General features: G+C 51.6%; 16 protein-coding genes. 2 read left to right on the forward strand and 14 right to left on the reverse strand.

Annotated features, from left to right (window positions below; genetic code table 11):
• Nucleotides 1-255 precede the first annotated feature (255 nt).
• Both AB1656_00915 and AB1656_00920 read right to left on the reverse strand, forming a co-directional pair.
• Nucleotides 256-2,118: a 6-hydroxymethylpterin diphosphokinase MptE-like protein gene (locus AB1656_00915; GenBank protein ID MEW6233922.1), complete on the reverse strand. Its 1,863-nt coding sequence runs from the start codon at nt 2,116-2,118 to the stop codon at nt 256-258.
• 36 nt (nt 2,119-2,154) lie between these two features.
• Nucleotides 2,155-2,895: a ubiquinone/menaquinone biosynthesis methyltransferase gene (locus AB1656_00920; GenBank protein ID MEW6233923.1), complete on the reverse strand. Its 741-nt coding sequence runs from the start codon at nt 2,893-2,895 to the stop codon at nt 2,155-2,157.
• Nucleotides 2,896-3,086: 191 nt separating this feature from the next.
• Between AB1656_00920 and AB1656_00925 the strand changes: the two genes are divergently transcribed.
• A complete protein-coding gene (locus AB1656_00925) occupies nt 3,087-3,686 on the forward strand; it encodes a prepilin-type N-terminal cleavage/methylation domain-containing protein (protein ID MEW6233924.1) in 600 nt (199 codons plus the stop codon).
• Nucleotides 3,687-3,999: 313 nt separating this feature from the next.
• The gene (locus AB1656_00930) at nt 4,000-5,478 is read left to right on the forward strand and encodes a hypothetical protein (GenBank protein MEW6233925.1); all 1,479 of its coding nucleotides are present in this window, start codon (nt 4,000-4,002) and stop codon (nt 5,476-5,478) included.
• A gap of 167 nt (nt 5,479-5,645) precedes the next feature.
• Here the strand turns inward: AB1656_00930 and AB1656_00935 are convergent, their stop codons facing one another.
• From AB1656_00935 to AB1656_00990, 12 genes are all read right to left on the reverse strand, one after another.
• Nucleotides 5,646-5,864 carry a type II toxin-antitoxin system HicB family antitoxin gene (locus AB1656_00935; protein ID MEW6233926.1) on the reverse strand — a complete coding sequence of 73 codons (219 nt, stop codon included), beginning with the start codon at nt 5,862-5,864 and terminating at the stop codon, nt 5,646-5,648.
• The gene (locus tag AB1656_00940; protein ID MEW6233927.1) at nt 5,861-6,115 is read right to left on the reverse strand and encodes a type II toxin-antitoxin system HicA family toxin; all 255 of its coding nucleotides are present in this window, start codon (nt 6,113-6,115) and stop codon (nt 5,861-5,863) included. The genes AB1656_00935 and AB1656_00940 overlap by 4 nt, the downstream gene beginning before the upstream one ends.
• Before the next feature lie 348 nt (nt 6,116-6,463).
• Nucleotides 6,464-6,706, reverse strand: a complete 243-nt coding sequence (locus AB1656_00945; GenBank protein ID MEW6233928.1) for a type II toxin-antitoxin system HicA family toxin — start codon at nt 6,704-6,706, stop codon at nt 6,464-6,466.
• On the reverse strand, nt 6,703-6,915 hold the full coding sequence (locus tag AB1656_00950; protein MEW6233929.1) for a 2-oxoisovalerate dehydrogenase: 213 nt from the start codon (nt 6,913-6,915) through the stop codon (nt 6,703-6,705). The genes AB1656_00945 and AB1656_00950 overlap by 4 nt, the downstream gene beginning before the upstream one ends.
• Nucleotides 6,916-7,059: 144 nt before the next feature.
• Nucleotides 7,060-7,668 carry a GTP cyclohydrolase I FolE gene (gene folE / locus AB1656_00955; protein ID MEW6233930.1) on the reverse strand — a complete coding sequence of 203 codons (609 nt, stop codon included), beginning with the start codon at nt 7,666-7,668 and terminating at the stop codon, nt 7,060-7,062.
• Nucleotides 7,669-7,707: 39 nt separating this feature from the next.
• Complete coding sequence (locus AB1656_00960) at nt 7,708-8,118, reverse strand: 6-carboxytetrahydropterin synthase (GenBank protein ID MEW6233931.1); 411 nt, start codon at nt 8,116-8,118, stop codon at nt 7,708-7,710.
• Nucleotides 8,119-8,181: 63 nt separating this feature from the next.
• The gene (locus tag AB1656_00965; GenBank protein MEW6233932.1) at nt 8,182-9,237 is read right to left on the reverse strand and encodes an Mrp/NBP35 family ATP-binding protein; all 1,056 of its coding nucleotides are present in this window, start codon (nt 9,235-9,237) and stop codon (nt 8,182-8,184) included.
• 154 nt (nt 9,238-9,391) lie between these two features.
• On the reverse strand, nt 9,392-10,618 hold the full coding sequence (argJ, locus tag AB1656_00970; GenBank protein MEW6233933.1) for a bifunctional glutamate N-acetyltransferase/amino-acid acetyltransferase ArgJ: 1,227 nt from the start codon (nt 10,616-10,618) through the stop codon (nt 9,392-9,394).
• Between the two features lie 349 nt (nt 10,619-10,967).
• Nucleotides 10,968-11,387, reverse strand: coding sequence for a nickel-responsive transcriptional regulator NikR (gene nikR, locus AB1656_00975; GenBank protein MEW6233934.1), 420 nt, complete (start codon nt 11,385-11,387; stop codon nt 10,968-10,970).
• A 30-nt stretch (nt 11,388-11,417) separates the two neighbouring features.
• Nucleotides 11,418-13,199, reverse strand: coding sequence for a sulfite exporter TauE/SafE family protein (locus tag AB1656_00980; protein MEW6233935.1), 1,782 nt, complete (start codon nt 13,197-13,199; stop codon nt 11,418-11,420).
• Nucleotides 13,200-13,309: 110 nt separating this feature from the next.
• Entirely contained in the window at nt 13,310-19,690 is a 6,381-nt protein-coding gene (locus AB1656_00985) for an SUMF1/EgtB/PvdO family nonheme iron enzyme (protein MEW6233936.1), read from the reverse strand.
• Nucleotides 19,691-19,750: 60 nt separating this feature from the next.
• Nucleotides 19,751-20,850: hypothetical protein (locus AB1656_00990; GenBank protein ID MEW6233937.1), on the reverse strand; the 1,100-nt coding region annotated here is incomplete at its 5' end.

Genomic DNA, 20,850 nt, shown 5'->3' on the forward strand with positions numbered 1-20,850 from the left:
AAATTCCATTCCCTCGCCCTCTGGGAGAGGGTTAGGGTGAGGGATTTTAAATTCAACAAATTCATGCTATTAGATTTGTTGATATTTTCGATTAAGGAATTAGACTATCCTTAACTTAACGACATTGTCTCCTAACCTCCCCCAAGCTTGGGGGAGGAATAAAGGAATTTTGCAAGAGGCTCCAAAATCAAAAAAATTCCTTCCCCCAAGTTTTTTTTCCGGCTTGGGGGACTTTTTTGGGAAGCATTACGGCGCTTATTCCAGAATTGTTTCTACACGCTTCAGCAATTCTCTAAAAGACGGACGCAGCGCCTGATAGGATTCGAAGTAGTTTTTATATTTATTGAGACGGATATCCGTTCGATCGAAACGCTCTTTTTGGATGAAATAATAGACGGCGGAAAAGAGCGTCTGCTCCATCGCGATTTTGATCTCTTGCGATTGATAAAGAGCATTGAAGCATTCCCCGATCCGCTCCCATTCCGGCGTCTCGCGCAGAGCGGCTCCGGCGGCGGTTTGCGGCGCCAGTTGAACGCACAAGCCGATCCCCTCGGCGGCTAGCGGCGCCATCGACTCCAGCGCCTCGGCGATGCGCTGAATCTCTTCCCGCAGCCGCGAAAGGCTGCTCGCCGAAGGTTGCAACTCTGCCAAGCGTTGGCGCAACGTCGCTTCTTGGAGAGCATAACGCCGCAGCGCTTCTTCCAGCGTCATGATTTCCGTCCCGTCCAACAACGCGCCGCCTTCGGTGGCGTCGATGATCTTTGCCTGAGTACGGCGAAATTCCTCGCCAAACTGCCGGATGTACAATGCCATGATCTGCGAGGTAGGAACAAGTTTTCCCCTAACGCCGTTTACCCAGACAATCTCTTCCCGCAGCGGTCTGGCGTTGAATCGAGGGCCAAGATCGGCTTGCAAAACGCCCTCTTCGATTTTGCCGTGTTCGCGCCGCAGCGCCGAGGCGGCGGCGTGCGTCGTTCCCCCCTCCGGATCGAACGCTAGATCGAGGCCAACGAATATGATGGGATCGGCGCCCAATTCACGGGCGAGATAGAACGCCGTATGGCCCACGGAGCCGCCTTTGGGTAGATAACCGTAAGGTCCGGCGGTCTCCTCCAGCCAGCGCGTGAACGCCGCCTTCTCCAAATTCAAAAACATCCGCCGGTGGGGCCATCGCGCTGGTATGGCGAAGTAGACTTCGGGATCGAAGGCGAGAATCGTGTTCGGAGCGGGAACGACGTTTTCGAAATGCTTGGCGTTCAATTCCGTAGGATCCGTGGAGACGACGAAATCGGGATCGACGCCTTGGTTCTTCAGCGTCCGATAGGCGGTATCTACGCAGAAAATCGTGAAGCCGGACTGGGCTTGGCGCAGCAGAAAAGCGTTCTTATCCAGCGATGGTCCCGCTGCGACGACGATGGCGGGCCGCTTGTTTAGTAAATTTCCCGCCTCCCGCAATCCGAAAGAATGTACGGCGGCGGGAAGATTGAGCCATAAGTTTTTTTGAATGGTTGCGCCGGAACGGATCATCAAGTCGAATTCAGCGCGCGCGAGGCGCATCCGCTGCCGCAGAATTTCGAAAGCGTTTTGATAGTAGGCGCGATAGAGTTTTTGCGAGGGAGGATGAACTACCGCCTGCAACTTGCCGCTGACTAAGGCGGGCGTAATCTTTCGCACCAATTCACCCCATGCATTCAAGTCTTCGCCGATATGAATATAGACGCGGGGATCGGATAAGATATCGTCCAGCCGGGTAACCTCCATCGCCAGCCGCAAAATTCCCGCGTCCCGTTCGACGAGGACGAGATCGAAGAACTCCTCGCGATGCCGGTCCCACAAAAGCCGCAACGAATACCCCAAGCCGCATCCTGCGAACAAGGGGATGTAGATCGAAGAATGATCGATAGATGAAATATCTCGCTCCGCTTCCCGCAGCGGATCATAGCGGCTATGCCAAAACTCGGCCTTTCCATCGTCCGCGATGATTTCCAGAGTTGGCGCGCCGCTGCGCGTATCCAGGAGCCGATAATGGCGAGGATCGGGAGCGGCGCGGTCGATGGCGTCCGCCAATTCCGGCCGCGTTTTTCTTAAAGCGTCGAGGTTGCGGGCGTAATGATCCATATTCGTTTCTTAAAGCGAGGGATAAAACTAACTCAATCAGCGCCTTCCCCAAACAAGAGCGGCGCCGCCCAAAAAGCGCGGTCGGTAGGCGTATCCCGTATCGCGAAATCCGCATCGATCGAGCAGCGATTGCAATTCCTGCGGCGGATGAAACGCTTCCGCCGAAGCCGTCAGATAAGAATACATGCTGCGCGAATGGGCGAACCATTCCCCTAAGAAAGGAACGATCCGCTTCATATGGAACTGGTGGAACGGCGCCAAAATCGGCCATTCCGTTCCCGCCGTGTCCAGGCTGACGAAGAGAGCGCCGGGCTTGAGAATGCGATGCAATTCTCGCAGCGCCGTCTCCACCGATTTGACGTTGCGTAAGCCGAAGCCGGAAGCGGCGCCGTCGAACGAGGCGTCGAGAAACGGCAGGTTTTCTGCATCGCCGCCGATCCAAACCACGGAATCGGCGTTCGGATTTCTTGATTTGCCCACCGACATCATTTTCCAGGAAAAATCCAACGCGGCGGTCAATCCCTGACCGCCATTCCGAATAGCGGCGCGATAGGCCAGGTCTCCCGTCCCGGCGCAAAGGTCGAGAATGCGCATTCCCGGCCGGATGGCCAACCGCCGAACCGTTTCGCGCTTCCAGCGCCGATGCAAGCCCATCGTCATCACGTCGTTGAGTAAATCGTACTGTAAAGCAATACTGTCGAAACCCCGACGCACGAAGCCGGGTTTGGATTCGACATCGGGCAAATGGAAATCGGGAGGATTTTCATTTGGATCCATTTTTTCTCGATAGGTTCGCCGTTTCAACATAGGGATTATTATTGGTTTACGGTATTTTGGAAAGATTACATCAAGAACCATTGTCAGGTATAATAATTAAATTATCATAATCGGGAATGTTATTTTTCATAATCCATTCCGAGATATTACCCGCAGAGTTAAGCGGCATGAGCCAAAAATGGAGTTGTGGAATGACCAGACTCAACCGAAAAGCATTTACGCTTATCGAATTATTGATCGTCGTCGCCATTATCGGCGTATTGGCGGCTATCGCCGTACCCAATTTTCTTAACGCGCAAATGCGCGCCAAGATCGCTAATGTGCAAGCGGAACTGCGCAACCTCAGTTCGGCTTTGGAAATGTACCGCATGGATCGGGGCATGTATCCGCCCTGGCGGACGTTCCAAAACGGCGATATCTGGCCGGTTTCCCGCCGTCTCCATCCCCTGACGACGCCCATCTCCTATATGTCTTCGATCGGACAAGACCCCTTTTTGAAAAAAATAGGCGGTCAGACGGTCATAACGCAGGAGCATTGGGCCTACGATTCTTACGATTATATCGACGCATGGACGATGATTCATACGATCAAGAATACAACACTAAGCGACTCCTGCTATTGCTCGGAATGGCGGATGGCCAGCGCTGGTCCCGATGGCTTGCAAACCTATGGCCGGGTTGCCATATTCGACGCCTCCAATGGGCTGAAAAGCGTCGGCGATCTCATCCGCATCGGCCCCAGGGCATCCTATCCCTGCGACGATTCTCTGTTGAAAAAACTGGGCGGTTGATCGGATTGATTGCTGTTTTAGAGAATAAAGGCCGCGTTTAGCCTTCGGGCGTAAACCCGGCCTTTTTTATAATCTCTTTCCATTTTTCAATAGTATGGGCGCGAGAATGGATTTATAATGAGGCTCTTGCAAAATTGATAAAGTCCGCTTTTAAATTCTCCCCCCAAGCTTGGGGGGAGTTAGAAGGGGGTTGATTTAGTTAGACTTAAAACAACCCCCTCCTAACCTCCCCCAGGCTTGGAGGAGGAATAATTGAATTTTGCAAGAAGCTCAAATGGAAAATCTTTCGGAGAAAAAAGGAAGGGAAATGAATATGAACCGCGTATCTTTTTTTGTAAGACCGATGATCGCTGTTTCCATCTTTTTCGGCGTAATATCCATCGCCTGGCCGCAATCCGTCGCCGTCAATAGCGCCGGAGGCGCCGATTACGCAACGATTGGCGACGCGCTGAAAGCCGTGAAAGCGGACGCCGCCGAACCGAACGTCATTACGATCGCCGGCGGCAGTACTTATGAAGAAGGCCTCCTCATCGATGTTCCCGTTACGATCAAAGGACAATCGAAAGACGACCGTCCGATTCTTCTCTTGAAGAAAGCGGGCGGCTCCGTGCGAGGAGATCATGGCATAGTCAATATTGCGGCTGTCGATATCGCGTTGGAAAATCTGATTCTTATCCCTGCTAAGGATTCGGGCGTGAAACGAGCTGTTTGCATCGAACCGTTGAAAGACAGCGATAAGTTCAACGTCGTCATCCGCAATGTATTGGTTTCGGCGAACGACGGAAACAATAAGCCGATTTCCGTGGATGGGATGGAAATGAATTTCCAGGAAGGCGACGCTTCCGTTCCCTTCCTGGACGACGGAATTTGGATGTTGGCTTCCTATGGCCGTCCGCATGGAACGGTCGACGTGCTGTTGGAAGACGACGTCGTCACCCATTGCGATTCGGGAAAAGATCCGGCTAAAATCACAGCCAATTCGGACGGCCTCGTCCTCGGCGGCGTCAACGTAACCTTGACCATGCGCAATGTCGTCTCCTCCTACAACGACCGTTACGGCATCCAGATCATCTCGGCGGATACGCCATCCTTTACGCCCATCGTCCATCTTGAAGGAACATCCAGCAAGCCGATCATTTTCAAAGGCAATGGCACTCAAGGCATCCAAGCCTGGACCGGCGAGAATCACTGGAGCTACGTCGATTTTATCGAAAATACTCAAGGAACCCGCATCGATATCAGCTCCTGCACGCTGGAAGGCGATCATCTTCTCTTCGCGGACAACAAAGAAGCCATTCACCAATATTCGCTGCCCTCGTCGAGCGATGAATTGACCTACAAACTAAGCGACTGCACTTTTTTCCGCAACGAAACGGACATTATGATCAATCCGGCGACGGATGACGCCGCCGCTATGAATGGATTGGGAACGTTCGCTATCGAAATGAAAGACAGCGTCGTTGCCGGAACATTGATCTACCTGATCAATTCGACGGTGACGGAGATTCCCGAAGGATTTACCCAATTCGAGAAAGTAAGTTACGACCATTGCGCTTTAGTAGAAGAAGGGGAGTTCGCCGTTTACAAAGATTTCGAAGGGTTGCCCGTCATCCCCGTTTTGACGAATAACATTTCCGCCGATCCGAAATTTCTGTCGGTGGATTGGGGTGGCGAGGATTACCTGCGCGTCTCTGCGGACGCCTATCGCAACGCTTCGTCGACGGGCGGCCTACTGCGCGGCGCGCGGCCTTTCGCAGGGGAAACTGTTGTTGATGCATGGATGGTTTATTAGGTGAAAATCATAATCAGGGCGGGCTGCGTATTTAGCCCGCCCTATTAAGGCTATTTATCTTCGACGAATAGGATTGGATCACGCACGCGCACGGCCTCCGCTTCTATATAAGGAAGAATGCGTTTTTTCAGCGCTTTACCGCCCCACCCCAACGCGGCAACGAAGAATTAAGCCATCTTGTAGAACAATGGTTGATACATCGGCTCTGGAATATCTCGATTTTCCGCTTTGGCGGCTTCTAGCCAAGCTTCTTTAGCAATCAATACTTCTTTTAACGCTTCTTCGGGACTCTCCCCAAAAGCCGAACAATACGCAAGATCAGGAATGTCAGCGATGTATCCCTCGTCATCCGCACTATAAAAGATATTGATATGATAATCTTTCATGGATTTTCCTCCGTTGGGAGATCGTATCTTTCGATTAGTTTGAGAAATTGACGTATTTGATAAGGTTTAGCCTTCCCTTTATAATCTTGTAAATTTAAAAATTCTCTAATTTTAGGATGCCGATAAATATGGTGGCTTCCTTTCCGCCGTTCCAAGGTGAATCCCAACGATTCGATTAAACCAATCAAGTCATTAAAATGAACATTCTGCTGATTCCGAATAATTCGTTCCAGCAACTCTATATGGTTCATAGGATATTTTCTGATCCCCGAATTCCTGAATGAATTGAGTAAAGATGGAACGGCAAAAAGTCAATTTTTTGTGGTACGGGCTTCCAGTCTGTACAAGATATAGCTCAGGTAAGATGCCTGCACCACAATAGGTAGTCGCCTAATAGCATCATCAATACTATTTGCCGGATCGTCAGTAAAGAATTACCTAATAACTATACTATTCGTGTAAATGGAAATGATAAGAATAATGCCATATTCCTCCCCTTTACTCTATTATAACTCCTTCTTCGGCGCCGCAATCCTCGTAATTCCGGCAAAAGATCAAAAACTGGCTTCGCTTTATCTTCGCCACCTAGCGGCCTCAAATCAGCTAAAAAGGAGCCGTTCGATTTCTTTACGAGATTTGTCAAAATGAATCGCGATGGATTGGAGAATATTATTCAATGTTCCAGGCTTCAATGGATCGTGATGCGGAATGGTAATATGATGTTCGCTGCGTTCCTGCGTCGTTAACCGGATATGGCCTCCCTTTTGCCGGGTGACATCGTATCCCAAGCGGTGAAGCGTTTTAGCTAACTGAACGCCTGAGATATCTCTAGGCGGTTTCATAATGCGATGATCTCTTCCCGGACGTAATGCAGATGAACGATTTTCGGCTCTTGTCCTTCCTCAAAATGACATCGCACCGCATCCCGAACTCGTTCGTGTAATTGTTCGATTTGATCCGCTTGAGTAAAGATCGGCTCGCTAAGGGCGCGTGCGTTATAACCGCCTTCTGGATCTTCTTCGACCACGAAAATGATTTCCTTGTCGATCATAATAATATCCTCATGGATTGTTTTACGTTATTATAACTCCTTTTTCGGCGCTGCATTGTCTAGGATGGCGGCAAAAGAACAAAGGCAGGCTTCGCCATGCCTTTGCCACCCAGCCATCCCGCCATGGATCGCCTGAGAATTCAATTATCGCTTTGTCCCTTGATGGATGAAGCTCATAAATTCGGTTCGAGTGAGGCGGTTGGTGCGGAAAAGGCCGCGCATGGCGCTTGCGACGGTTTTGGAGTTCGTCTTTTCCACGCCGCGCATCATCATGCACATGTGCTCCGCTTCCGTTACGACAGCTACGCCCGCCGGTTGAATGGCTTTCTCGATGGCGTCGGCGATTTGCTGCGTCAAGCGCTCCTGCAGTTGCAGGCGGCGACTGAAGACCTCCACCAGGCGCGGCATTTTCGATAAGCCCAATACCTTGCCTTTCGGGATGTAGCCGATATGCGCTTTGCCGAAAAAGGGAAGCAGGTGATGTTCGCACATGCTGAAGAAATCGATGTCGGTTACAACGACCATTTCGTCCACTTCTTCTTCGAAAATCGCTTTATTGATGACCGCTTCGATATCCAAGTGGTAGCCGTGAGTGAGAAATTTCCAGGCGCGGGCCACGCGCTCCGGCGTTTTCATAAGTCCTTCCCGATCGGGATCTTCGCCGATGCGTTCGAGTAACTTTCGCGTCAGTTCATCGATGGATTCCGCGCCATCGGCGGAAACGAGGATCGGTTGGGGCGATAGGGCTTGCATGGACAAGGGATTCCTTTCCTTCGTTACATATCGCATAGTTTATGCGCCCGTATAGGTTACGGAATTGTTGTCCGATTCCCAAAGACGGATTCGGCTTAACATTCCCCCCGGAATTTTATCCGCCAAAATCTTCCAGAATAGGACAACCATATTCTCCATCGTCGGATTGACGCCTTCCAAAAACGGAACGTCGTAATTCAGGTGGCGATGATCCACGCAATCGACGATCTCCTTGCGGATAACCGCGTCCAATTCGTCGATGTTTACGATCATGCCCGTTTTAGGATCGGGTTCGCCTTGGATGCTGATTTCCAAAGCATAAGTATGCCCATGCCCATGAAGATTGGCGCAGGCGCCGAAGATAAGCCGATTTTCTTCTTCGCTCAAGTTGGGATTGTAGAGCCGATGAGCGGAACAAAAGCGAATTTTTCGCGTCAATTCAACGGTCACGATCGTTTTTCTCCATTTTCCCGTTGGCGTGGGACGAATTGGGAAGGTTTGGACATGACGGATTCATGAAAGTACGGGCAACGGGCGATTCGCATTGGCGATGCTGATTTGCTGCGCGACCAATTCGGCGGCTTTCATGAATTCCGCCGCAATAGGAGAATCCGGCAACGCGACGACGATCGGTTTTCCTTTGTCGCCGCTCTCTGCGATCCGGGGATCGATGGGAATGCGGCCCAGAAATGGAATTTCGTATTCCCGCGCCAAGACTTCGCCGCCGCCGGAACCGAAGATCGCATAATGTTTATTATTGTCGGGGCATAGGAAATAGGACATATTTTCCAATACGCCTAACACGGGAACTTCCACTTTACGGAACATCATGATGGCGCGCTTCACATCCGCCTGAGCGACGAGTTGCGGCGTCGTTACCATCACCGCTCCGGCCAAGGGCGCCAAGTGGGAAAGGCTCAATTGCGCGTCGCCTGTTCCCGGCGGCATATCGACGACGAGGTAATCGAGTTCGCCCCAAATTACGTTGCGCAAAAATTGCTGCACCAGGCTGTGCAGCATCGGCCCGCGCCACACAACCGGCGTATCTCCCGGCGCGATCAATCCTACGGACATCATTTTCAAGCCGAAAACTTCCGGAGGGATGAGCATATCCCCTTTGATAATGGGTTGAGCCGTCGAGCCGAGCATGATTGGGATGTTGGGGCCGTAGGCGTCAGAGTCCATTAATCCCACTTTGGCCCCGCTTCTTTGCAGAGCCAACGCCAAGTTGACGGCGACGGTGGATTTTCCCACGCCGCCTTTGCCGCTGGAAACAGCGAAAATGTTTTTTACGCCTTTTACCGGCTCTTTATCCGTTTTCGCCGCCGTGGTGCGGGCGGTCATATTGATTTTGATCTCTTCGACGCCCGGCAGGCTGGCGAGCGCCTGGCGGCAATCGTTTTCGATTTTCGCTTTTAGGGGACAAGCCGGGGTAGTCAACTCCACGCTGAAAGCGACTTTGCTTCCATTGACTTTGAGGTCTTTTATCATGCCAAGCGAAACGAGATCGCGATGCAAATCGGGATCCATCACCGTGCTTAACGCCGCTAAAACTTTCTCTTCCGTCACTATGCCGCTCCTTGATTGGATCGTAGGATGGGCTGAGTTTTTTGAACCATCGTTAAAATATTCCCAATAACTGATGGAGTGAAAAACATAAGCCATCCATGAATACAAGAAATTAATTGTATCCGCCAAGCGTAAAAAATCGAGCGCAACCCGGTTATGTCCGGTGGCGGTAATCGGCGTTGATGTCGATATAGGCGTTGGAAAAATCAGTGGTGATATAAAAATCGCTTTCCGTTCCCTGTCGCAAATCCAATATGATTTCGTATCCGTCGCCCCGCATGACTTGGGCGGCGGCTTCTTCTTCATAGCGCCCGCGCTCTCCGCGCTCCATCACCTGCACGTCCCCGATCCAAAGGTCTACACAGTCTGGGTCGAAATCGGCGCCGCTGTAGCCCGCCGCGTTGATAATGCGCCCCCAATTGGGATCTTGGCCGTGAATCGCCGTTTTGACTAAGGGGGAAACGGCGATGCTTCGGGCGATTTTAACAGCGTCGGCGCGAGTGCACGCGCCTTTCACGCAAACGATCGCCGTCTTGGTTACGCCCTCGCCGTCGCGCGCCAGTTGCATCGTCAAGTCCAGGCAAAGGCTATGCAGAGCTTCGCGGAAGGCATTGGCCAGTGGGCTGTCGTCGCAGGCGATATCCCGTCCTCCAGCTAGGCCGTTCGCCAATAATAAAACCGTATCGTCGCAACTGGTATCGCCGTCGATGGTGAAGCGATTGAAGCTGGCGCCGATCTCTTCGGAAAGGAACGTTTGCAGGGATTGGCGGTCTACGCGGGCGTCTGTGGTCAGAAAGACCAGCATGGTAGCCATATTGGGATGGATCATGCCCGCTCCTTTAGCGACTCCGCCGAGGCAAAAGGTTTGATTTTCGGCGATAACGCGGCGTGCGGCGTATTTGGGCTTTGTATCAGTGGTCATCATAGCGCGCGCCATCTCTTCGCCGCCGTCTTCCCGCAGCCGGGGAACGGCTTTTTCGACGCCGTCGCGGATTTGCGGCAAAGGCAAATAGACGCCAATGACGCCGGTGGAACTGGGCAAAACGTCCTGGACGGGAATGTTTAGCTGGCGGGAAAGCGCACGCGCCATCTCCTTGGCGTCGAGCAGGCCGCGTTCGCCGGTGCAGGCGTTGGCGTTGCCGCTGTTCACGATGACGGCCTGGGCATAACCGTCCGCCAGGTGTTCTTTCGTCGTCAGCAGCGAGGCGCCCTTGACGGCATTGGTGGTAAAAACGCCCGCGGCAGTACAGCGCACTTGCGAAACCAAGATTCCCAAATCTAACTTCTCTCCGCCTTTGATTCCAGCAGCCACGCCAGCCGCTTTGAAGCCTTTGGGAGTAGTAACGGTTCCATGGGCGACCGATTCGATGGTATGACTCATAGCGCGTTCATCCTTATGTTGAAAAATCATTATATATCAAGCCGTTGCAACGGCGAGATAGTTTTCGTCCGGCTTGGAAAGCAGCGGATTGTTTCTAAATTGTAAACTGGCTAATGCGTTTGTGTAGGCGCCGGAAAACCAAATAAAGCGAATTATGACTGTATGATTTCTTCTTTATCGCGGCGCATTCGCGCCCGAATAAATCGTAGGATGGGTCATGTCGTTTGACCCATCACTTACTCCGTTCTATAAATCTTGATGGGTCAAAAAACGCGACCCATCCTACTTTTTTCCCTGCCATTGCCGAAATCTTCCGATAAGGGAGGCTGACTAATGAACGATTCATTCTTTATCGCGGCACGTTCGCGCCCGTGGTAGTGATAGTGAGGTTCCCGTGTTTGACGCCCCGCGTTCCGATCATGCGGTCGGCGAAATCGTGGATGACCTTGCCTTCGCCTTTCGCGATGATGACTTCCAGACAGTTGTGATGATCCAGATGAACGTGCATGCTGGTAATGACCTGCACCGGACTGTTGTGCTGCAGCTGGATCAATTTCTCTGTCAATTCGTGGACGTGGTGATCGTAGACGAGGGTAATGACGCCGACGATTTCCTTGTTCTCTTCCACTTCTTGCAGGACGAGGAAATCCCGGATCAAATCCCGGATTCCCTCCGACCGGTTTTTGTAGCCCTTCTCCAACAAGAGGGCGTCGAAGTGTTCCATCAACTCTTCCGAAAGTGAAACGCTGAATCGAACCGCTCCCGGCATGGCTTTGACCTCACGGATTATCGAATAAATTCAAAAATGAAATGTAATATACCCGCCCGTCTGCAATCCCCGCACGAAGATAAGCAATCCCAACAACATGACTAGCGCGGGGGAAACGATTTGCAGGATGGATATCGTTTTTCCCGTTCCCGAAAATCGGTCCATCAGCCGCTTGGCGGTAACCATCAAAACGCCGATCGCAATCAAAACCGCCGCCAGCCCGAAACTGAAGAAGACGATAAGCAGCAGCCCGAACAAGAGCCGGTGCATGGAAATGGCGACCAGCAGCACTACGATCGCCGTGGGGCAGGGAAGAATCCCTCCCGTGATTCCCAGCAGCAGAAGGTCTTTCATCGCGGCGTCGGCGGGAATCTCATGCGTATGCGTTCCTGGCCTATGCTCGTGATCTTCCAAGCTGTGGTGATATACTTGGGCGTGATCGTGATTATGTTCATGTCCGTGCGGATGTTCATGCGGATGCGGGTGAGGATGCTCATCGCCGTGATGATGAAGCGTTTCCGCGCCCAGGCTCTCGGCGAAGCGCATTCGTTGATAGGCGCCGTAGCGTTTTAAAAATAAACTCATGCCGATAGCGATAATGAGCAATCCCGAACCGCTTTCGATGACGGGATACAAGGTTTCGGGCATGATGTATTGCGAAAAGAATAGCGTAATCAGCCCTAACGCTAGAACGCTGGAGACATGGGTTATGGTGACGACAATCCCCAAAAAGACGGCGTGCCATATCGTCCCCCGCGAGCCGACGAGATAGGCGGCTACGACGGTTTTTCCGTGTCCGGGCGACAGGGCGTGCGCGGCGCCGAAGAAAATCGAAGCCAGGATCGCCATCAATACGAAAGCGGGATTCAAGTTTTCTTTCCGGATCAAATCCGCCCATCCCGAATCCTGCTTGGAACTGTCAGCTGCGGTCTTTGCGGTGGAAGCGGAGGAGCCGCTCGGCAAGCCCAATAATCCCGTCGCATCCATAATGCTGCGGGGTTGCAGTGTGGATATTTTCGCTTGCACTTCCATATTGGGTTGAATGGGAGATTTTAAAATTTTATAGGCGCCGTTCGCGTCAGGCTCAAGCGGATATTGCGGAATCGACATAGGATTCATCATCGTTAATACGTCGATTGGGACGGGTAAAGCGACCTCTCCCTCCGGCTTCTGCGCCTGAAATATCAAACGGACATCCAAACCGTCGATTTCGTAAATATCATCCGCCAAGAGAATCGGAACGGCGAGGCTGGACGATTCGATATCCTGTTCGCGCAACGTTACGCCGGGAAGAGTTTTAATGCGGATTTCCTGAGAGCCTCGGACGAAAGGCGTCACGCCGTCTTGAAAAGCGAATCGGCGCTGTCCGGAAAAATCCCCTTTTATCGTACAAATCAGCCGGATTTGCAGGCACGTCAAACCCGCCTGCCCGTAAGAGAGAATGATCTTTTTATCCTGCACTGAAGGCGTTAACGCTTCGGAGGCGCCGTTCTCGCCGATCAACGCATAATGGAAACTCGGAAGAAACCGTTTTGAAACTCCCGCCCGGTAATTCTCTATTTCTTGGGGTGTAACGAGATTGTCGTTATCCACGTCCACTTTCGCCAATTCGTTGTAGGAAGGAATTTCGGCGAAATCCAAAACATGCTGCGCGATGACGATTTGCGGGTGAATTTCGATTACAGTATAGTGGTTGAGAGAAAAATTGCCTAAAGGGTGACTCCAGGCTTCCTCCAAACCGCTGCCAGCGCCTATCCCCATAATCCCCAGAGTCAGAACGATTCGCAGGATTTGCATTTTCGCGGTATTCATAGAGAGGATCCATCCATTCGCCTGATGTGGAAACTAGTCCAATTTACAACTATATCCATTCCAGGGGATGGCGAAAAGAGCGAGCTATGAAGCCGCCTATATCGGCTGGACTACTCTCCAAAAAGCAAAAACGCGGGATTTTCGTCCGTTACCTCAATGGTTCCGTAGACGGGATGTTGAACCGCCGCCGGGAGTTCGTAGATCGTATTTGCGGGATTTTGGGAATCCTGTTTTCCGGCGATGGGAGCGCTTGCGATTTCCGCCCATGCGGTATTTTTCGATTTGTAGGGCGGATTGATGATGAATTTGAACAAACGCGCCGGGCCGGGATTCTCGCCATCAACGACAAAGGCAGCGGCGACTCCCTTCGTATAGTAAAACGAATCGTTATTGAATTGATAGCGCCAGATCGCTCCCCACTTTTCGCCCTTTTGGTTGATCCAGCCGCAGCGCATCGTATTATCGCCCTGCAACGAATCGATTTGCCCTCGTTCCGAATAGGCGGGAATCCAGACAGCATTTTCGCCCAAGCCTAAGCCCGGTTCGTTGGAGAAGGGAGAATTGTGCAATTTGCTCCCGACTTTGCGAATGATCAGATCGGGATTGTCGTCGTTGTTGTGCGCATCGCGGTAATTGAACCAGCCCGTATCCCACATGGTCTTATCGATTCCGTAATGCACCCAATACGTACTATAGGATAAGTCGGCGACCGTCGCGTCCATTAATACTCTTCGGATATAGTAGACGGCTTGCGTCATTTCATTGGCGCCAATGCAGCCGTATACGCTGTCGCCGTCCGGGCTGAAACCGAATTCCATATTCGCGAAAGCGGGATAGTAGCTATAAAAAGCGAACAGCTCTTTAAGCGTCTGGATTCGGCTTGCATATTCCGGTAATTCGGGGCCGTCCACGGCTTCGGCGGAGTATTTGCCCGAATAGGAATTGAACGCGATCATTTCCGGAAGTTTATTTTGATTAGGCGATTTCTCGCGGATGGTTTGAACGAATCCGTTCAGAAACGCTCGCGCATACAATCCGTTATCGTTCATCCAGTTGTTCTTTTTGCCGCCGGTCGCTCTGGCGATCGCGTTGTAGTTTTCGATGCTGCCGCTCAAGATGGGAAGATTGGGCCATTTGGATTTGATTTTATCCCGCGCCGCCAAATAATAATTCGCGAAACGCCGCCCCGCATCCAAGTAGCCGGGAGCGGAAACGCCGTCCAACGCTTCTTCTTCGTTTCCGATCTGAACGCCGATCAATGTCGATCCGATCGCGCCGGGAACGACGTTGTCGATAAAGGAAAGCCGGTCGTAAATAAAATTGGCGTATCCCGCTTCCGTTGTAAGATAGGACTCCCCTTCCGCTAAATAATTCTTTTGTTGTTGGGGATCCCACCACCCCTTGCATTCGTAGACGAAAAGTATTTTCATCTTCATTTTCATGACGGTTTCCACCATCAACTTGGTGGCTGATTCGTGCTCCGTCGCGAAATAACGGACGAGATTCAGGTTGTCGTCTTTCATGTGTTGCAGGTTGGTTTGCAAAGAGTCCACCAGTTCCTGAACGATATCCCGGCCTTCCTGATCCTTGGCGTAGGTTTGCATGTTGGAGCCGAATTGAGCGGATTTTGGATACGCGGCGATAAGGGCGGCGCCTTGAGGCGTCGGCGTAGCGCCGGATGGTAGCGGCCTCATGACGATGCGAAAGCCGATGGGGCCTTTGAAACTGCTTTTGGCTAAACTGCGGATGGACGAACGGGCGTCATCGACGTCGAGCGAATAGCAGCCTCCTCGAAATACTTTTTCGCCCGTAAAATTCGATCCAATGGGATCGGTTTGAAAATCTTGCGAATAAGGCTGATAGCCATCCTTAACCCACTCGTGCGCGTTGCCCGCCATGTTGTAAAATCCCCAAAGGTTGGGTTTGACGACGCCTACTTTTTCAACGACTTGCTTGGCTGCAAAGCCTTTTTGATTGATGTAGGCGTATTGGTAATAGATCTTTTCGTCGTCGCCCCAGAAGAAATTAGTCTGCGTTCCCGCGCGGCAGGCGTATTCCCATTCCGCTTCCGTCGGCAAATCGAAGGTTCCGAATTCACTGCCCCATTGGGTTTCGTTCATTCGATTCAACGCGGCGGCGAACTGGCTGCATTGATCCCATGTTATATTCGTTACGGGTTTATCGGGATTGTTCAACGTTACGTTTGGCGTATCGCCCATGACCGCTTTCCATTGCGCCTGGGTTATCTCATACATTCCAAGATAGAAATCGTTCGCGATGATTACTTCATGCTGCGGGACTTCTTGTTCGTAATTCAGATTGTCCACGCGATTGCTGCCCATTATGAAACGACCGGACTGCACTCGAATCATTTTCAATGGGATAACATCGGCGGATAAGGAGAGGGGAATCGTTATCGCGGCCACGGGCTTAGGCGTATTTGTCGGCGTCGCCGTAGGCGTGGGAGTAGGCGGTTGATCGAACCAGCTGGAATTCATAGCGAGGCGGAATGAGATGTCGGGAGCCGGCCAAGGAGATCTGACGTTTTTGCGATACGGCGACCAGAAGGCGTCTGTGAACCAATCGCTCCAGCCGCCGCCCCGCAAAATATCTTCGCCGTTTGGCGGAACGCCGTTGATAGGATCGACCTGATCGTTGGCGGAGTATGAATTATAGATATCTTCGCACAATTCCCGGCAATTCCCGGTCATATCGAATAAGCTCCAAGGGTTGGGCATTTTCAGACCTACGGGCTGCGGACGCATTCCGGAGTTGAACGGAGTCCACGCATAGTCATTGAGCGGACTGTCCGAATCGCCCCAGAAATAATTCGTTTCCGTTCCCGCGCGGCAGGCGTATTCCCATTCCGCCTCCGTCGGCAGCCGGAATTTGACATAGACGTTTCTTCCATCCGAAGGCAGTTTGAAAGACGCCGAATTTTCATCGTTGATTTTTTGGATGAAATGGCGGCATTCCGATTTGGCGACGTTATGGATGGGCAAATCGGATCCTTTATATGTCGCGGGATTGCTCCCCATCACGGCTTGCCATTGCGCTTGCGTCAATTCATAAATGCTTAGATAAAAGTCGTTCGTCAAGGTTACGTTATGTTTCGGACCATAAACGTCATTCCCCATGATGAACGATCCGGCGGGGATTCGTTTCATTACGATGGGTTTAACGTTCGCCGGTAATCCTGTCAATACGATTTCGATGACGTTACCAATCGGCGTGTTGGTGGCTGTGGGCGTGAATGTAAGCGTTGGCGTATTGGTGTACGTCGGCGTAGGGGTAAAAGTATCGGTTGGAGTGGATGTCGGCGTAAATGTTGGCGTTGGCGTAAAGGTTCTGGTCGCTGTAGGCCTCCGAGTAAAAGTAGTGGTAGGAGTGAATGTAAGCGTTGGGGTGGTCGTGGGTGAAAACGTCGGCGTTGAAGAGGGAGTCATTGTCGGAGTTCGCGTTGGCGTCAGAGTGGCCGTGGGCGAAAACGTCAGCGTCGAAGAGGGAGTGTAAGTCGGCGTCAACGTCGGCGTCGCTGTCGGCGTGCGCGTTGGAGTCGCTGTTGCTGTCGGCGTTGGCGAAGGCGTGCGCGTCGGAGTAAACGTCCTGGTTGGAGTAAATGTTCTTGTGGGCGTAAAAGTGGGGGTAGAAGTATAGGTTACTGTCGCCGTCGGCGTGAAGGTCGATGTAGGAGTAAACGTCGCTGTAGAAGTTGGAGTGGACGTAGGCGTCGCTGTGGGCGTAATGGTGGAGGTAGGAGTCGGCGTGAAGTCCACTCGATTGATGTTCGATCGGAACATCGCCCCCAAGAAGATGTCTTTGGGAAATATGGAAGTAATTTCTATCTTATCGATAAAAATAGAAGCGCTTCCCTGCAATTCTCCCTTATTGTGAACCAAGAGCAGCGGCGTTACCGCTTCTCCGGCGTCGGGTTCGTAAATCATCGTCAATTCGTTTTCTTGGATGCGGGGATCGAAGGCGTTGTTGTTTTGATAAACCGCTACGGCCCCGTCGATGCCCGTTTGAGAAGATAGATCGCCTTTCAATACGCCCAAGGAAACTACCGTTCCCGTCATCTCCGAATCGGGAAATTCTCGTTTGGCGCATATCGACGCTTTGATAAGAATGGGACTGCCGTTCGTTCGAATCGATTCTTTTGCGAAGATAATATCCTGTGAATTTTGCTTGAAATGGATTTCGATCCCTTTTCCATCTTGCGAATTCGGAAAGATTTTTACCGGATAGGACAGGGACGGAAATTCACAAAACGCGATTGCCGCCGGATTCAGCTGATCGAAGCCGCCGGGAATTTCCACCCAGCCGTTATCTTCCAAATTGTTTTTATCGAACGAATAAACGATATCGTTTACGGGCTTCGCCGGAGATTGAAATCGGGGGAGACGGATCGAATCGAAGACTTTCGAGAGGCCGAAAAGATCGAAGAGCGAGCCGGGATAAGGGTAAAGCGAATTTAGGCGGAATATCTCCATTTTATCGATCAAAATCGTCGAGGGTTTATTTAGAGTATAGGAATCCAGCAGGATGACGGGCGTGATTTTGCTAACGGCGTCCGGCTCGAAAAGAATGGCGATCATGCCATCCGAATCCGCGAAGGAGACGAAGGAAAATATCTTATTGTAAAGGACGGTTCCATCGACGGATTCGCCCGATGCTAAGTTTCCTTTCAAAGCGCCAAGGCCGATAATCGCAGAATCCTTTTCCTTCGTTCTTAACGACAAGCGAATCAAGACTGGGTTACCATTCGTATCGATCGTCTGTTCGGGAAAGAGAATCGTCTGCGAACCGGGATAGATCGTAGCGAGAATTCCTTTGCGATCGGCGCTATTCGAAAAAGGATTCGCAATGATGTTTTGACGATCGAAATCCACAAGTTCGATTTGGCAAAGTTGTTTGTTTTCGAAGCCGCCGGGAATTTCAATCCACCCGCTGGCTTTTAAATCGCTATGATCGAAATCGAATGTCACATCGGGATTGGGCTCCGGAATGCGAGTCGGCGTGGATGTAGGTACGGGAGTAAACGTATTCGTCGGCGTAAAGGTCAGCGTAAAGGTAGGCGTATAGGTTAGCGTCGGCGTAAACGTTGGCGTAAATGTAGGCGTTGGCGTGAGCGACGGCGTGGATGTGAGCGTCGAAGTAAATGTCGGCGTAAACGTTGGAGTAAATGTATGAGTTGGCGTAAGGGTTGGCGTTGAAGTGGGCGTAGAGGTTAACGTCGGCGTATGCGTTGGTGTAAATGTAAATGTATAGGTCGGCGTAAATGTCGGCGTGCGCGTAGGCGTATGAGTATTCGTCGGCCTGGGAGTTCGAGTTGGAGTAGTAGTGCGCGTAGGCGAATAGGTGGGAGTGAATGTCGGCATCGGCGTCGCCGTTGGCGCGTACGATGAGGTTGGGGTAAATGACGGGGTGCGGGTTGGAGTCGGCGTTCGAGTAAACGTTGGCGTGCGCGTGAAGGTTCTCGTCGCCGTCGGCGTGGGGGGATAGGTCGGCGTATTCGTAGGAACGTATGTCGGCGTCGGCGTGGGAATATCTTGTATCGAGGCCGCGGCGCGGAAGCCTATCGAGTTCTGCGCGTCTTGTGCGTAGGGATACCAGCCGTAACGGGCGGCGGAACGGCAATCCGCCAGTTCGCTTTCTCCGTTGCCGCCGCGAATCACCCTCATTCCCGATCGTTTGGGGATTTCATAGCGCGAAGTTCCATCATTGGGTATGTCCTGCAAATTATCATACCAATCGTCTTCGCAAAATTCGTTGACGTTGCCGCCGATATCGAACAAGCCCCAAGGATTGGACAATTTCAATCCCACTTCATGCGTTAGATTCTCGCCATCGTAATTGCCTCCATACCATTCGTATCTTCCGATGCTTTGCCCGTTGGGATCGTCTCCCCAATAAAAGCGCGTCGCTGTCCCCGCCCGGCAAGCGTATTCCCATTCCGACTCCGATGGCAGTCGAAAAGAAACGACCTTATATGGCTGATGGGAATAAATTTCGTTCAACCAGGCGCAAAAATCATGAGCGCCCCACCAAGAGACTTCGACGACGGGATGGTTTTCATACCCTTCCAGGACTTTCCATTCGCCATCGACGAGCTTAAGCGGCAAATCGGGATCGTTTTCGTCGAAATACCACTCGTATTTTCCCGCCACGCGGACGTAATTACCCTTTTGCTTCAGAAACTCCGCGAATTGCGCGTTGGTCACTTCGTATATTCCGATTAAAAAATCTTCCTGGAAGGAGATTTCTTTCATTGGTCCTTCCGTATCGCTGCGATAATCGTCCGATTCGGGAGAGCCGATCGTAAACGCGCCCGCCGGGATGCGCGTCAATTCCAACGCTTTGGCGCTGCCGGGAAGATTGGGAATGTCGATTCGAACATCCTCGGCTCTTCCGGCAAACGTTATGGCGAATATCGTCAAAAAAACAAGAAGGTCTCGTTTATAAAACAAGAAATTCAAACGTGCGTTCTTCATGCAATAATCCCTCCCTGGAGATTATCTTTGGGAACGTCAACCGATTCCTGAATCCTTCGATCAAAACCCTTCCACCGATAATTTCAGCCATGTGTAGAAATCGATGCTCGTGGGCGGGGCGGGCTTGTAGTATTGACCTTGGTTGTCCAGGTATTTCACGTTGCCTAGAGCGTCTACGGCTTGGATGAAGAACTCACTATTTGGATTGTACGCCAGACGCGCTTGCCATTCTTTCGGATTGTCGCCGGACTTCGCCATATCCAGCGCCTTCCATTCTCCCTCGCCGTCCGTATAGGTCAAGATGACGCGGAACAGCGAATCGCCGTTTTGATCCCAGCCTTGCACGCTGACCTGCGCTTCGCTGTCCGTTTTAAGAATTGGATCCGACAAAGTTGGCGCGACGGCGTCCGTCTTCTCTCCCGTGTAGTACGTGCTGTACTTCACTTCCTTATACAAGCGCTCGGTCTTTTTGTCGCTATTATATTGTCCCGCGATGAACACGAATTTCTGCAGCGGAGGAATGCTGCCTTGTTGCGGAATTGTGTTCACTGTAAACGGAATGGCCGGAAAATAGCCTGCCTTTTCGAAGACTCCTTCATTCACATTCTCATCGCCCCACGCTCCGCCTTCTATAACGGGGTCGAAATTCGACAGCGTAACGTACTTTGCCGACTCCAGCACCGCGCCTTTCGGGAAGAAACTCTCCGCGCCCGTGTAGAAGCCTATTCGCGGCTGAATCGGTTCGTTGACGTTCGTTTGCGTAACGCCGTTGAAGGCGTAATAGCTCCCGGCGCCGGTTTGGTTTTCCTTCATATAGTTGTCTTCCAACGCTGCTCCCAACTGCACTTGGAATAAACTGCTTGTTACTGCCTTTGGCTCTACTTTTATCGGTTTCATGGCGAAGGGGCTTTTGTAAGTTTTTTCGGAGAGCGGATTGACCTTGCCTTGTTCGCTGGAGGTTACCCTAAACATCGGCAGTCCGTAAAGGATCATCCCCGACAGCACCTTTGCATCGTCGCTGATGTTTTGCTTCACTTCCTCCAAACTAAGATTCGAATCCGCTAGGCCGTTGCTTTCGTTGAGCCAGTATTCACGCTTGGCTTTTTGATAAGCTTCTCCTACAGTCATAGATGCCGTGCCCGATATCAGCGCATCGATGA

The organism is Candidatus Omnitrophota bacterium (genome assembly GCA_040755155.1).
In the GTDB taxonomy this organism is placed as follows: Bacteria; Hinthialibacterota; Hinthialibacteria; order Hinthialibacterales; family Hinthialibacteraceae; genus JBFMBP01.

What these genes read in the sequence shown, in the direction of transcription:
- AB1656_00915 (MEW6233922.1), bottom strand. Translation starts at nt 2,118, where the DNA reads ATGGATCATTACGCCCGCAACCTCGACGCTTTAAGAAAAACGCGGCCG.
- AB1656_00920 (MEW6233923.1), bottom strand. Translation starts at nt 2,895, where the DNA reads ATGGATCCAAATGAAAATCCTCCCGATTTCCATTTGCCCGATGTCGAA.
- AB1656_00925 (MEW6233924.1), top strand. Translation starts at nt 3,087, where the DNA reads ATGACCAGACTCAACCGAAAAGCATTTACGCTTATCGAATTATTGATC.
- AB1656_00930 (MEW6233925.1), top strand. Translation starts at nt 4,000, where the DNA reads ATGAACCGCGTATCTTTTTTTGTAAGACCGATGATCGCTGTTTCCATC.
- AB1656_00935 (MEW6233926.1), bottom strand. Translation starts at nt 5,864, where the DNA reads ATGAAAGATTATCATATCAATATCTTTTATAGTGCGGATGACGAGGGA.
- AB1656_00940 (MEW6233927.1), bottom strand. Translation starts at nt 6,115, where the DNA reads ATGAACCATATAGAGTTGCTGGAACGAATTATTCGGAATCAGCAGAAT.
- AB1656_00945 (MEW6233928.1), bottom strand. Translation starts at nt 6,706, where the DNA reads ATGAAACCGCCTAGAGATATCTCAGGCGTTCAGTTAGCTAAAACGCTT.
- AB1656_00950 (MEW6233929.1), bottom strand. Translation starts at nt 6,915, where the DNA reads ATGATCGACAAGGAAATCATTTTCGTGGTCGAAGAAGATCCAGAAGGC.
- folE (MEW6233930.1), bottom strand. Translation starts at nt 7,668, where the DNA reads ATGCAAGCCCTATCGCCCCAACCGATCCTCGTTTCCGCCGATGGCGCG.
- argJ (MEW6233933.1), bottom strand. Translation starts at nt 10,618, where the DNA reads ATGAGTCATACCATCGAATCGGTCGCCCATGGAACCGTTACTACTCCC.
- nikR (MEW6233934.1), bottom strand. Translation starts at nt 11,387, where the DNA reads ATGCCGGGAGCGGTTCGATTCAGCGTTTCACTTTCGGAAGAGTTGATG.
- AB1656_00980 (MEW6233935.1), bottom strand. Translation starts at nt 13,199, where the DNA reads ATGAATACCGCGAAAATGCAAATCCTGCGAATCGTTCTGACTCTGGGG.
- AB1656_00985 (MEW6233936.1), bottom strand. Translation starts at nt 19,690, where the DNA reads ATGAAGAACGCACGTTTGAATTTCTTGTTTTATAAACGAGACCTTCTT.